This is a genomic window from Agrobacterium sp. SORGH_AS 787 (assembly GCF_030819035.1).
Taxonomy (GTDB): Bacteria; Pseudomonadota; Alphaproteobacteria; order Rhizobiales; family Rhizobiaceae; genus Agrobacterium; species Agrobacterium larrymoorei_B.
Window position 1 is genome coordinate 1,764,440 of the sequence record NZ_JAUTBG010000002.1, and the last position, 12,506, is coordinate 1,776,945.

Below are 12,506 nucleotides of genomic sequence, written 5' to 3' on the forward strand. Positions count from 1 at the left end.
ACCCTTAAGCCGGTTCGGCCGCTCTCGCATCCCACATTGCCTTGAAGGCCGGGCGGGACTGGCAACGTTCCAACCAAGCCTTGACGGCAGGGTGTGCGTCGAACAGCGGCGCGTGCGCCTGCGCGTAGCGAACGACTTCAGCGGCGTTCAGATCGGCAACGGTAAAGCGGTTGCCCACCAGATACTCCTTGTTCGCCAAGTGCTGCTCAAGCACGCGGAAGGGGCGGCGCAACATGCGCGCTGCCACTTCGATCACGGCTTTGCCGGTATCGCTGTCGGCCAATCCTTCGGCGAAGGTCGAGGAAATCTTCAGAGCGTTCGTCTCGATTTCCGTGGCGGCAAAAAAAGACCACTGCATCATATGGGCATCTTCCGCCGCATCTTTCGGCGCGACGGATGTGCCGTATTTGCGCGCCAGGTAAAGGTTGATCGCCATGGATTCGTAAAGGACCATGCCGTCATCGTCGATGCAGGGGATAGTGCCCATCGGGTTGATGGCTAGATAGGAAGGCGTCAGCGTGTTGATTGGCGCATCGGCCGCCACAGGATCGGCCAGACACCGGGCCTGGATGACCGGCACATGTTCGAACGCGATATCCAATTCCCGTGCAAGCCATAATGTACGCGTGGCCCGGGAACGATAGACGCCGTAAATAGTCAGCATTGCAAGCATCTCCGATTTGCCAGATGAAACCAAAGCATGTCGCACAAAAGTGGGCAGGGGTTTTGCCACAACGACATGCGATAAAACAAAGACCTAAAGCATAAGGCGCGAATCTGAAAGATCGCGGCGGGCTTTAGGGTCATTCCTTCGAAGCCTAGAGCGTTTCCTTGTTAAATAGAAACAGTTCTGTTGGTTCAAACGGGATCGACTGATTGTCCGGAGGGCGCGTGCCGTAGCCAAAGCATACGGCCAAGCCGTCCGGGCAAGCAGGTGGCCCGTTTCAACCAACCCTCCCGCAGATTTGCTGGCAAATCTGCAAGAGCTTCAATCGCCCGGCGCGCTAATCGCTTCGCACGGCGAAGCGGCGCGATGGGAGGGCCGGGCATCTTTCCGCCAGGCTCAAAGGCGATCGGCTCGACCGTACCTTTGGGTATGCCCTTCGCCAATCGCCTTTGCCCTGACGAAAACCTGCTCCGGCAGAACGTTTCTATTTAACAAGGAAACGCTCTGCACCTCTGTTGCGTTCTGAGATGGCCGATGCGGACAAGGCTCCGCGAGACCCAGTCCCCGATAACGGAAAACAAGTAGCGCGGTAATGTCTTGGTAGTAATAGTATCATGAAAAAGACGTGCCATCGGCGCCAGGGCGTAGCAATGGGGTTTGTTAATTCAGTATAAGCAACTTCTCTGTAGCTTAAGCCTGTTGCTATCCGGCGAGGCTGCATTGAAGTTCGATCAAGCAGAAGCACCGGGCTTAAGATTTTTCATGGAGCCTTTAGAAATGCGTGAGCAAAACGGTCCGACCCCGTCAAGATCACAAGCGCCATTCATCGGAACGATGATGCAGGATGTGCTGAGGCACAAAGTGACATTTTTGCTCGATAATATTCCTGAGATCGTTTTCATAAAGGATTGCGCAGGTCGGTATGAGTACATGAACGCTGCGGCACTTGCCTCCTTGGGCTATGAGCGGAATTTCCTTGAAGGCCGGACTTTGACGATTTTCGATCTGGCTCCAATGCAAGTCGCCGAGTGTATCGATCGGCTGGATCGCCGCATCCTCAAGGGCAATATCGATATTTTCGATGCTGAAGAGCCGATGGTGGCCGTCGACGGAACGACACATTGGTACTCGGGAACGCGGATCATCCTACGGGATGAGACCGGTATGGCTGTAGGACTTGCCGGGATCTCTCGCGAGATCACCTTTACAAAGCGGCAGGAAACGATGCGAAGAAGCCATGCTTCATTGCTGGAAATGATCGTCAAAGGGGAGCCGCTGAAGGATATTCTTTCGGCGGTGGTAAGCGAGGTGGAGGGTCTGCTAGACAATGTTTGCGGATCGGTTCTTCTGCTGGACGAGAAGACCGCTTTGCTGCGCAATGGTGCGTCGCCATCGTTGCCGCCACAATATGTCTCCGCCGTAGACGGTGTTCCGGTAGGGCCAAACAACGGCTCCTGCGGCACGGCTGCCTTCCGCAGGATGCCCGTCTACGTCAGTGACATTTTTGAAAATCCGCTTTGGTCCGGTTATACTGGTGTTGTTGAGCCACACGGTCTTCGCTCGTGCTGGTCTACACCAATCTTTGGCAACAATGATGTCCTGCTGGGCACATTCGCGCTCTATTCCAAATCGGTCCGCATGCCGACCGAAGTGGAAAAAGAGATTATCGATATGGCAACAAACATTGCCGGGATTGCGATTGATCGCCGGCGTGCGGAAGAGCGTGTCCATTACATGGCGCATCATGATCCGCTGACCGGTCTTTCGAACCGCAATCTCTTCTGGGGGCAGTTCCGCCGAGCCCTACACGAGGCGAAACGGGAAGATCGGCTGGTTGCTATCACCTATTTTGATGTCGATAAATTCAAGCAAATCAATGACATCTATGGGCATGCAGCGGGCGACGATGTTCTGCGAGCGATTGCCGAACGAATCACAAAAAAACCATCCGGGCGTCTGATACCGCTGTTCGTCTTGGTGGCGATGAATTTGCCGTCATCTTAGCAATCCCAAGGGAGACGAAGCCGGTGTCCTGGCGCGTCTTGAGGAAATTCGGCTGGCTGCGCAGGAGCCGATCGCTCTCTCCGCGGGTGCAATTGCAGTCACATGTTCCATGGGAACCGCTTTCTATCCCAATGACGGAAAGACCCCTGAGAGCCTTCTGGCCAAAGCCGACTTGGCGATGTACGAGGCAAAGAGGGCTGGTCGAAGCGCTGCGACGGACGACGCGCAGATCGAAAACGCCGCGTAGGCGCGAACTGCGCACGTCGCCTAAAGCACGTCGCGATCTTTCAGCGACGCTCTTTAAGTTTCGAGATTTTGTTTTGTCGCATGCCGGTAACGAAAAACCGCGGCACGCTGTTCGCGGCATGCACTAGTCAATCATATTTGAGGTGTCTGATATCGTTCGTCTAAGGGCGTGCGTCTGGAGAGAGGCGTGTCTCGAAGCGCCCGATAAAGCGGTCGAAAAGCTCTGCGAAGGCGGCAACATCCTCTTTCGGCCAATCACTCACCACATCGCGGATGATGGCGATTTTGGCGTCATGCATATCTTCGAGGATACTCCGCCCGAGAGCGGTGACGGCAATCACGCTGCGTCTGCCATCCTCCTGCGACACATCCCGTTGCAACAGTCCGCGGCCGACCATATCGGCGACGAGGCGACTTCCACGGGATGGGTCGAGCCGCATGCCCTCGGCAATCGAGCCAACTGTGGCGTTGCCTTGTGTCCGATTCACGACATCGAGAACATCAAGATGCGAGAGATCGAGCCCCGGCGCCAGCTTTGCAATCGCAGTACGGCCAATGACGCGACGGCCGATCATGATGCGCATGCGTGTCATGGTATGGCTGATGTCCAGCACGTCGTCTTGCAATGACGCATTCTTGTCTGCCCTGTCGGCGCGCCTGAGGATCTGATTGTTCATGTGCTGCCCTCGCTCCTTATCGAACCAACCCTACATCAATTCTTCAAAAGATGCTATTGACATATATATGCTAAAAGCACATAAATCGACGCCTAACACGAGGCCTTTCCATGGATATGTCGGTGAACTCTGCGGCCCCTCTCGTGACGGAGCCCCGTCGCAGGCTGGTTGTCTTCCTTTTTCTGATGCTGGCCATGTTCATGGCAACGCTGGATAACCAGATCGTCTCCACGGCCTTGCCGACCATCGTGGGCGAGTTCGGTGCGCTTGAGCGCTTCGGCTGGGTAGGTTCTGCATACCTGCTTGCCACCAGTGCCGTGATGCCGGTCTATGGAAAGCTTGGCGATCTCTTTGGCCGCAAATATGTGATGATCTCCGCCGTCGTCATCTTTACCGTCGGTTCGCTTGCCTGCGGCCTGGCTTGGTCGATGGACTCGCTGATCGCCGCCCGCGTTCTGCAGGGCCTTGGCGGCGGTGGCATCATGGTGTCGATCTTCTCCGTCAATGCCGATCTCTTTGCGCCGCGTGAACGCGCACGTTATCAGAGTTATTCGAGCCTCGTCATCATGGCGTCCGGCAGTGTCGGACCGATCCTCGGCGGCACGATGAGCGATCTTTTCGGCTGGCGCTCCATCTTTCTCATCAACCTGCCCATCGGCATCGTCGTCCTGCTGGGGCTGGCCTTCCTGCTACCGTATCGTCGCCCGGACCGTCAGCCGAAGATCGATTACATTGGTGCGGTTTTGTTGGCCGCCGCAATTTCCAGCGTCGTGCTCTGGGCCGACAGTGCTGAACTCTTCGGCTCACTGATTGCCTGGCAGAGCCTCGCCATCCTCGTATTTGCCGTCGTCTGCGGCACGCTTTGGGTGCAGGTGGAGAAGCGCGCGCCTGAACCGATCGTGCCGCTGCGACTGTTCAAGGATTCGACCTTTCCTCTGCTGATGATCATTTCGCTGGTCAGTGGAGGTCTCGGTATCGGTATGGTCAACTACTACGCACTCTTCCTCCAGACGACGACAGGGCTTTCGCCTTCGGAAGCCGGCCTCTTCTTCATCGCCGTCACCGGTGGCATCGTCATGGGTTCGCTGACGGCGGGCCGGCTGATTTCGAAGACGGGCAGCTATAAGCCGTTCTCGATCATCAGTCTGTCGATTGCGGTCATCGCCATGCTCTCGCTGTCGCAGGTCCACGCCGGCACACCCTTGGCGATCATTGCGGGGCTGTTGCTGTTGCAGGGGCTTGGCGTTGGCCTTGGCCAGCAGGCGCCGATCATTGGCGTCCAGAATTCCGCGGCCAAAGCCGATGTCGGCGCGGCGAGCGGGGCGGTGACCCTGACGCGCATGGGAGGTGCAGCTCTTGCCATTTCCATTTATGGGGCGGTCATATCGTCAAGCCTGAAGGGAACCGGTGCCGATATCCCCGGCGTTGGCCGCATTCAGGACTTGACGCCCAAGATGCTGGCTCAATTGCCTGCCGCCTCTCAACACGCTGTGGCCGATCTCTATGCCGCCGCCTTCACACCGCTGTTTCTTGTCGCGTCGGCGACGGCAGTGATCGGTCTCATCGCCGCGGTGATGCTGAAGAATGTCCGTTTGCCGGTTGCTACAGAGAAGCCGACGCCTCAGGATTGAGGCGAGAGGAGGGTATAGCGTGATCATCGGTCGACCGCCTGATTGTTAAGGCGATTGATGTCTGCACACAGGGCAGGGCTAGGTCGAAATTAAAAAAGCGCTCACCGGCCGTGCCTCGATGTTTCCAGAATGAACCTTATTCCGCACGGTTCGTTTTGTCTTGCGCAAGACGTTTTGAAGCATCGTAAATTCCGGTCGATCCCGACGCCATGAAACCAGAAAAACTGCTCAGCCCGACACCGAAAGGGCTTTATTGCCCAGTGGGTGACTTTTACATCGACCCGGTAAAGCCGGTGCCGAAGGCGTTGATCACCCATGGTCACTCTGATCACGCGCGGGCAGGGCACGAGAAGGTATTGGCGACGCGCCAGACGCTCGACATCATGCGTTTGCGTTACGGCGAAGATTTTACGGTCAGCGAACAGGCGATCGGCTTCGGAGAGACGGCGCAAGTCAACGGCGTTACCGTCGGTTTCCATCCTGCCGGACATGTGCTCGGCTCCGCCCAGATCTCCATCGAATATGATGGCCTGCGCATCGTCGCGTCCGGCGACTACAAACGCGGCGTCGATCCGACCTGCTCACCCTTCGAGCCGGTCGCCTGCGATGTCTTCATCACCGAGGCCACCTTCGCGCTTCCGGTTTTTCACCATCCCGCACCAGCACGCGAAATTGCCAAGCTTTTGACCTCTATACGCCAGTTCCCCGAACGCACCCATCTCGTCGGTGCCTATTCGCTTGGCAAGGCGCAGCGCGTTCTTCGGCTCTTGCGCGACAACGGTTATTCGGGGCCGGTCTATATACACGGCGCTCTGGCAAAGCTCTGTGATTACTACGTTTCACAAGGAATCGATCTCGGAGACATCCGCCCTGCGACATTGGAGAAAAGCAATCCCGCGCAGTTCAAGGGCGCGATCGTCGTCGGCCCCCCCTCGGCATTTCAGGAGCGTTGGGCGCGTCGCTTCAACGAACCGCTGATCGCCTTTGCTTCTGGCTGGATGATGGTGCGCCAGCGTGCCAAACAGGGCGGTGTTGAATTGCCGCTGGTGATTTCCGATCACTGCGACTGGCCGGAACTGCTGGAGACCATCAAGGAAGTCGCGCCGTCTGAGGTTTGGGTCACGCATGGCCGTGAGGAAGCGCTGGTGCGTTGGTGCGAGCTTCAGGGCATTCCGGCGCGTCCGCTCCATCTCGTCGGCTATGAAGATGAGGGGGATTGAGCGTGAAAGCCTTTGCGACCCTTCTCGACCGCCTTGTTCTGACACCGTCCAGAAACGGCAAGCTGAAGCTTCTCACAGACTATTTCCGTGAAACGCCAGATCCTGATCGCGGCTACGGGCTTGCGGCAATCGCCGGAACGCTGGACCTGAAAAGCGTCAAGCCTGCCTTGCTTCGAGAACTGGTTCTGGAGCGCATGGATGAGGTGCTCTTTCGCTATTCCTACGACTATGTCGGCGATCTGGCCGAAACGATTTCGCTGGTCTGGGATACAAGCCAGAACGCCGATCTGCCGCAGGCGAACGATCCTGGCCTGGGCGAAGTCGTGCGCAAGATCAACGCGCTCGGCAAGACAGAAGTGCGCGGCGCGGTGCGAGAGCTTTTGGATCGGCTGGACACATCCTCACGCTTCGCCTTTTTGAAGCTCGTCACCGGCGGTTTGCGCATTGGGGTGTCCGCGCGCTTGGCCCGGCAGGCGCTCGCCGATTTTGCCGGCAGGGATATTACCGAGATCGAAACGCTCTGGCATGGTCTGGAGCCGCCCTATGAGCCGCTCTTTGCCTGGCTGGAGGGAAAGACCGACCGGCCTCTTTTGGCAACACCCGCAATTTTTCATTCCGTCATGCTGTCGACGCCGGTCGGCGACAATGATCTCGCCAATCTTGATCCGCAGGATTTTGCAGCCGAATGGAAATGGGACGGTATCCGCGTTCAGCTCTCCCGCGCTGGCGATACCCGCAAGCTTTACTCGCGATCTGGCGACGATATTTCAGGCGCGTTTCCAGATATTCTCGAAGCCGCTAATTTCGATGGTGTCATTGATGGCGAGCTTCTTATCGGTGGCACGGCGCGCTCAAACAGCGCCACGCGAACCTTTTCAGACCTCCAGCAGCGTCTGAACCGCAAGACGGTAACGGGCCGGATGATGGAAGAATATCCTGCCTTCATCCGCGCCTACGACCTGTTATTCAAGGGCGACGAGGATATTCGAGGCGGCACCTATCTGGAGCGGCGCAAGCATCTTACAGACCTGATCGAGACGGCGCCACATGACCGCTTCGATCTGTCGCCACTGGTACCTTTCTCGAACTGGCAGGAACTTGACGATCTCCGCAAGGCACCGCCCGATCCCGTGATCGAGGGCGTGATGATCAAGCGCAAGGACAGCGTTTACCAGGCGGGACGCGCCAAGGGTCCTTGGTTCAAATGGAAGCGGGATCCGTTCAATATCGATGCGGTGATGATGTATGCGCAGCGTGGTCACGGAAAGCGCTCCAGCTACTATTCCGACTTCACCTTCGGCGTTTGGGCAGAAGGTGAGGGTGGCGAGCAACTGGTCCCTGTGGGCAAGGCCTATTTCGGCTTCACCGATGCCGAACTTGAGGTTTTGGACAAGTTCGTGCGTGACAACACGGTTGAACGCTTCGGTCCCGTCCGCGCGGTGCGCGCCACGCCATCCTTCGGCTTCGTGCTTGAAGTTGCCTTCGAAGGCATCAATCGCTCGGCCCGCCATAAATCCGGCGTTGCGATGCGCTTTCCACGAATCGCGCGTTTGCGTGCAGACAAACTCCCCTCGGAAGCCGACCGGCTTGCGACCCTAATGGCGATGGTCGATGAACGGGAAGGTTGAATGCAGATGACCGCATTAAAGAGAAACATTAAGTAGACAATCGGAGATTCCGATGCTGAAATTATGCTGTGCAACGCTTATCGGATATCCCGCATGACGGACAGGCGCATGGATAAGATTTCTCCCTTTTCTCCCACACGTCGTGCTCTGCTGGCGGGAACATTTGGTCTTGGCGCAGCAGCTCTGCTGCCAAGAGGCGCGCATTCAGAAGTGGACCAGCCGCCTGTTCTGCCGCTGGAGCGCGATGACTATGCCAAGGCGCGCGAGAGATTTCACACGCATCTCTTGCGCAAGATGTCTGCACCCGAAAAATCCGAGCCTTTGGGGACACCAGCCGGCGCCCGGCGCGTTACCTATCCGGGTGGCCCGAACGGCTCGATCGAGCTTGTTGCCTGGCTGTCGGAATATGTTCCGCAGAAGAAGCTCAAGCCTGCCGTTCTCTTCCTTCACGGTGGCAACGCCACGGGCGATGGGCACTGGGCGCTGATGAAGCCCTACTGGGAAGCAGGCTTTGTGGTGATGCTGCCGTCCTTCCGCGGCGAGAACGGCCAGAAGGGCTATTACTCTGGCTTCTATGACGAGACGTCGGATGCTCTATCCGCGGCCGAGTATCTGGAAAGCCTTCCCGGCATCGACAAGGATCGCTTCTTCCTGGCAGGTCATTCCAATGGCGGCACGCTCTCCCTTCTAGCCGCGATGACGCGAAAATTCCGCGCAGCGGTCCCGATCTCGGCGGGCGTGAACTCCTGGCGTTACTTCAACCGCTATTCCGATGAGTTGTGTTTCGACGAGACCAATCCGCAGGAGTTCATAATGCGCTCCTCGGTCTGTTTCGGTCACAGCCTTAAGTGCCCGACGCTATTGCTGCGCGGGACGGAAGAACGCCCGTTCGATGCCGACCACAGGCTTCTTGTCGAGCGCGCGATGGCCGTGGGTTCTAAGATCGACCACAGGTTGCTGCCCGGCACCCACAATGGCGTTGTGCCGCATGCGGTGGACGAGAGCATATGCTTCTTCAATAATTTCGTCTGAAGAAGCCGGTTTTGCGTGCAGGTCGCAGTGCACGCGCAGCCCTGTTAGCCTGATCTATCCAGCCTCGCGCCAGCCGCGCGAGTCATTGTGCCGTCAGTGATCTATCTCTGAAGCGGTTCGATGATTGTATTTGCCCTGAAGACCCTCCGCCGATTTGCCTGCGTGTTGATGACGGCGCCGCTTCTCAGCGGCTGCCTGTTCATAACCGACACCAGCCGCATGAATGCCGATGTCTTCGTGCGAGAAACGGCGCCTGTCTTCAATTACAACAATGTCGGCTCGATCCCACGCGAGCCGCTTCCGCAGACGCCCGGCTCTATCAATAGCCGTCCGCCGGATCTCTTCCGCTCGCAGTTTCAGCAGCTTTACGGCCCGCCGACCACAGCACGCCCGGGACCGGCACTTTCGCCTGCCTATCGTGATCGCACGATGGGATACGGGCTGCCAGTCTCCAACCCGCTTCATCGCGCCATGTACGATGTGCTGTCGGATGAAGGCCACACACTGCCTGCCATTCCTTATAGCCGCATCGATCCGCGGTTTCTGCGCCAGGAGGTCAGCTACGAGACAGCAGAAGCGCCGGGCACGATCGTCGTCGATACCAGGCAGCATTTTCTGTACCTGGTGCAGCCGGGCGGCAAAGCGGTCCGCTACGGTGTCGGGCTCGGACGATCCGGCTATGCCTGGGCGGGTCGTGGGACGATCCAGTGGAAGGCAAAATGGCCGCGCTGGACGCCGCCGGATGAAATGGTCCAGCGACAACCTGAGCTGGCGTCGATCTCGGCGGCGCGGGGCGGCATGGTTCCCGGTCTCAACAACCCGCTCGGTGCGCGGGCTCTTTACATTTTCAAGGACGGCAAGGACACGCTCTACCGCGTTCATGGGACGCCGGACTGGCAATCGGTCGGCAAGGCAACCTCATCGGGTTGCGTGAGAATGCTCAATCAGGACGTGATCGATCTTTACGACCGCGTGCCGCAGGGCGCGCCGATTGTGGTGATGTGAACACGACGACCGGTAAAAGCACGCCGCCGGTGCGAATGTTGCAAGGCTGCAACTGGTTTTCAGTATGTATTAACCACTATAGCAATAGCTGATGTATCGTGGAACAAACGACGTACGGCGAGATTGAAAGGCAGGCTCTGCACGCTTCGGTACAGTGCCTCCTCTTCGCCTCCGATGTGAGAAAACCGGACTTATGATGAGCACCGACACAGATCTTTCAAGACGGACTTTCCTATCCCTTCTGGGCCTTTCTTCCGCGTCGCTGTTGGCGGGTTGTGCATCTACCGGTGTCGGCCCCTATGACAGCACGCAGCCGCTGGGCTTCGCCGGTGGCGTTGCCAATGATTTTCGCCAGATGTTCTCCTCCGGAATCTCGGACGCTGAGCTGGCTGTGATGTATGGCACGGTTGAGGATGGCGGTTTCGTCATCCCGGCGGTACCTTACCAGAAAATCGATCGCCGCTATTACCGCCAGCGGGTCGTGGACCCGACAGGCGAACGTCCCGGAACGATCGTGGTCGATACGCGGTCGCGTTTCCTCTATGTGGTCGAGCCCGGTGGTACGGCGATGCGTTACGGCGTCGGCATCGGTCGCGAAGGCTTTGCCTGGTCGGGTGAGGGCGTTATCCAGTGGCGTCAGAAGTGGCCGAAGTGGACGCCGCCGGATGAAATGGTGGCGCGTCAGCCGGAACTGGTCAAATATTCCGCCAAGAATGGCGGCATGGAGCCCGGCCTGAAAAACCCGCTCGGCGCACGCGCGCTCTACATCTTCCAGAACGGCAGGGACACGCTTTATCGTCTGCATGGTTCTCCGGAGTGGAACTCCATCGGTAAGGCCGTCTCGTCCGGCTGCGTCCGCCTGATGAACCAGGACATCATCGACCTTTATGATCGCGTTCCGAACAAGGCGCGTGTGGTCGTCTGGCAGTAAGCCGGCTCGTTTCAATCATCCACCACCCTCATGCTTTGGCTTTGAGGGTGGTGCAAACACTTGCTGCTACAGCGTCAGCTTATCCCTCGCTTCGCCTGTTATGAGTGGTGAGAACGTCGCGCAGCGACGAGGGGCGGCGCGGTCGTCGTCATGCTCGCGCCAGATTGTCCTTCAGAGAATTCAGCCGATCCCGAATTTGCCCGAGTTCTTCAAGGCTGCATCCTGTCGCTTCGCCGATGGAGCGCATGACGTGAACGGCCTTCTTCTTCATGTCCGCACCTTCCGGCGTCAGGCTGATCACGACCTGCCGCTCGTCCTGCTTGCCGCGTTTGCGGGTGATGAGGCCTGCCTGCTCCAGCCGTTTCAGGAGAGGGGATAGGGTACCTGAATCGAGGCCGAGCATTTCGCCGAGCGCCTTCACCGTGGCGTTGTCTTCCTCCCACAGCGCCATCATCACCAGATATTGCGGGTAGGTCAGGCCCAGCGGCTCCAACAACGGCTTATAGGCCCGCGTAAACGCATGGGCTGCGCCATAAAGCGCGAAACATATCTGTACGTCCAGCCTTAAAAGGCCTTCCATTGTCCCGTCGTCCATTCGCGTGAGCTCCAAAATGCGCTGTTGAAGCGCCCTCCCGCTGCTCGGACAGCCGCCACCGAAACCGGTTTCACAAGAACAGGATCGACCGAGGCGCCGATCTCTTTGAGATCAAAGGCCTATGGTGTTGTCGCATTCTGCGAAATTCCGTTCCGGCGAAGCAATTCCGCTCGTCAGGGAAGCGCTCTAGGGAACATTTTATCCCGTCACTCGGTTCCTGCTGCATGCGAAGGCCGAGCAAACTTATTAACCTTATCGCAGACCATAAAAATTTTTTCAATGCGCAAAATTGTATTGTGCGCAATTGAATTATGCGCTACAAGATATCCAACGCAAACCAAGGGAGTACATGACATGCCAATTCTTTACACGACCAAGGCGACGGCAACCGGCGGCGGACGCGAGGGCAATTCCAAGACCGAAGACGGCGTTCTGGACGTTACTTTGACGGTTCCGAAGGAGCTCGGCGGTAACGGTGCCCACGGCACGAATCCAGAGCAGCTTTTCGCAACCGGTTACTCCGCCTGCTTCCTCGGCGCGCTGCGTGTTGTCGCTGGCAAGGAAAAGGTGAAGCTGCCTGATGATACGGCCGTGACCGCAAGCGTTGGCGTTGGCCCACGGGAAGACGGCGGCGGTTTCGGCATCGACGTGTCGCTCAAGGTCAACATCCCAGGCCTCGACAAGGCAACCGCTGAAGATCTCGTGAAAAAGGCACACATCGTTTGCCCCTATTCGCACGCTCTGCGCACCTCGACGGAAGTGCCTGTTTCCGTTGAATAAAGCTTTTGACTGCCACCGTTCAGCTGGTGGCGTCTGCTCGAGCGGCCGGTTGCCCCAACCGGCCGTTCTTGTTTTCTGAAATATATAGGT

At 57.8% G+C, this 12,506-nt stretch carries 11 protein-coding genes; 8 read left to right on the forward strand and 3 right to left on the reverse strand.

Translation table 11 applies throughout. The features are described 5' to 3' along the window. Positions 1-4: 4 nt before the first annotated feature. Positions 5-664 (reverse strand): glutathione S-transferase family protein, encoded by a 660-nt coding sequence (locus QE435_RS17700; RefSeq protein ID WP_349042162.1) that lies wholly within the window; start codon positions 662-664, stop codon positions 5-7. Between the two features lie 660 nt (positions 665-1,324). Here QE435_RS17700 and QE435_RS17705 point away from each other — a divergent pair. Beyond that, positions 1,325-2,671, forward strand: a complete 1,347-nt coding sequence (locus QE435_RS17705) for a diguanylate cyclase (RefSeq protein WP_349042163.1) — start codon at positions 1,325-1,327, stop codon at positions 2,669-2,671. A 407-nt stretch (positions 2,672-3,078) separates the two neighbouring features. Here QE435_RS17705 and QE435_RS17710 read toward each other — a convergent pair whose 3' ends face one another. Continuing rightward, a complete protein-coding gene (locus QE435_RS17710) occupies positions 3,079-3,594 on the reverse strand; it encodes a MarR family winged helix-turn-helix transcriptional regulator (protein WP_349042164.1) in 516 nt (171 codons plus the stop codon). 110 nt (positions 3,595-3,704) lie between these two features. Here QE435_RS17710 and QE435_RS17715 point away from each other — a divergent pair, with 110 nt between their 5' ends. The 6 genes from QE435_RS17715 (at position 3,705) to QE435_RS17740 (ending at position 11,041) form a co-directional block, all read left to right on the forward strand. Then, the gene (locus tag QE435_RS17715) at positions 3,705-5,225 is read left to right on the forward strand and encodes an MDR family MFS transporter (RefSeq protein ID WP_349042165.1); all 1,521 of its coding nucleotides are present in this window, start codon (positions 3,705-3,707) and stop codon (positions 5,223-5,225) included. A gap of 209 nt (positions 5,226-5,434) precedes the next feature. Beyond that, a complete protein-coding gene (locus tag QE435_RS17720) occupies positions 5,435-6,445 on the forward strand; it encodes a ligase-associated DNA damage response exonuclease (protein WP_349042166.1) in 1,011 nt (336 codons plus the stop codon). 2 nt (positions 6,446-6,447) lie between these two features. Then, on the forward strand, positions 6,448-8,073 hold the full coding sequence (locus QE435_RS17725) for a cisplatin damage response ATP-dependent DNA ligase (RefSeq protein ID WP_349042167.1): 1,626 nt from the start codon (positions 6,448-6,450) through the stop codon (positions 8,071-8,073). A gap of 108 nt (positions 8,074-8,181) precedes the next feature. Next, positions 8,182-9,105 carry a prolyl oligopeptidase family serine peptidase gene (locus QE435_RS17730; protein WP_349042168.1) on the forward strand — a complete coding sequence of 308 codons (924 nt, stop codon included), beginning with the start codon at positions 8,182-8,184 and terminating at the stop codon, positions 9,103-9,105. Positions 9,106-9,225: 120 nt separating this feature from the next. After that, positions 9,226-10,110, forward strand: a complete 885-nt coding sequence (locus tag QE435_RS17735; RefSeq protein ID WP_309772687.1) for a L,D-transpeptidase — start codon at positions 9,226-9,228, stop codon at positions 10,108-10,110. A 196-nt stretch (positions 10,111-10,306) separates the two neighbouring features. Next, positions 10,307-11,041 (forward strand): L,D-transpeptidase, encoded by a 735-nt coding sequence (locus QE435_RS17740; protein ID WP_349042169.1) that lies wholly within the window; start codon positions 10,307-10,309, stop codon positions 11,039-11,041. A gap of 148 nt (positions 11,042-11,189) precedes the next feature. Here the strand turns inward: QE435_RS17740 and QE435_RS17745 are convergent, their stop codons facing one another. After that, positions 11,190-11,636: a MarR family transcriptional regulator gene (locus tag QE435_RS17745; RefSeq protein WP_062425824.1), complete on the reverse strand. Its 447-nt coding sequence runs from the start codon at positions 11,634-11,636 to the stop codon at positions 11,190-11,192. Positions 11,637-11,990: 354 nt separating this feature from the next. On the opposite strand from QE435_RS17745, the gene QE435_RS17750 reads away from it, so the two are divergent. Beyond that, positions 11,991-12,416 carry an organic hydroperoxide resistance protein gene (locus QE435_RS17750; RefSeq protein WP_062425823.1) on the forward strand — a complete coding sequence of 142 codons (426 nt, stop codon included), beginning with the start codon at positions 11,991-11,993 and terminating at the stop codon, positions 12,414-12,416. Positions 12,417-12,506 lie beyond the last annotated feature (90 nt).

Excerpts from the sequence above, each read along its gene's own strand:
- QE435_RS17700 (WP_349042162.1), bottom strand. The coding sequence starts at position 664 with ATGCTGACTATTTACGGCGTCTATCGTTCCCGGGCCACGCGTACATTA.
- QE435_RS17710 (WP_349042164.1), bottom strand. The coding sequence starts at position 3,594 with ATGAACAATCAGATCCTCAGGCGCGCCGACAGGGCAGACAAGAATGCG.
- QE435_RS17715 (WP_349042165.1), top strand. The coding sequence starts at position 3,705 with ATGGATATGTCGGTGAACTCTGCGGCCCCTCTCGTGACGGAGCCCCGT.
- QE435_RS17720 (WP_349042166.1), top strand. The coding sequence starts at position 5,435 with ATGAAACCAGAAAAACTGCTCAGCCCGACACCGAAAGGGCTTTATTGC.
- QE435_RS17730 (WP_349042168.1), top strand. The coding sequence starts at position 8,182 with ATGGATAAGATTTCTCCCTTTTCTCCCACACGTCGTGCTCTGCTGGCG.
- QE435_RS17735 (WP_309772687.1), top strand. The coding sequence starts at position 9,226 with ATGATTGTATTTGCCCTGAAGACCCTCCGCCGATTTGCCTGCGTGTTG.
- QE435_RS17740 (WP_349042169.1), top strand. The coding sequence starts at position 10,307 with ATGAGCACCGACACAGATCTTTCAAGACGGACTTTCCTATCCCTTCTG.
- QE435_RS17745 (WP_062425824.1), bottom strand. The coding sequence starts at position 11,636 with ATGGACGACGGGACAATGGAAGGCCTTTTAAGGCTGGACGTACAGATA.
- QE435_RS17750 (WP_062425823.1), top strand. The coding sequence starts at position 11,991 with ATGCCAATTCTTTACACGACCAAGGCGACGGCAACCGGCGGCGGACGC.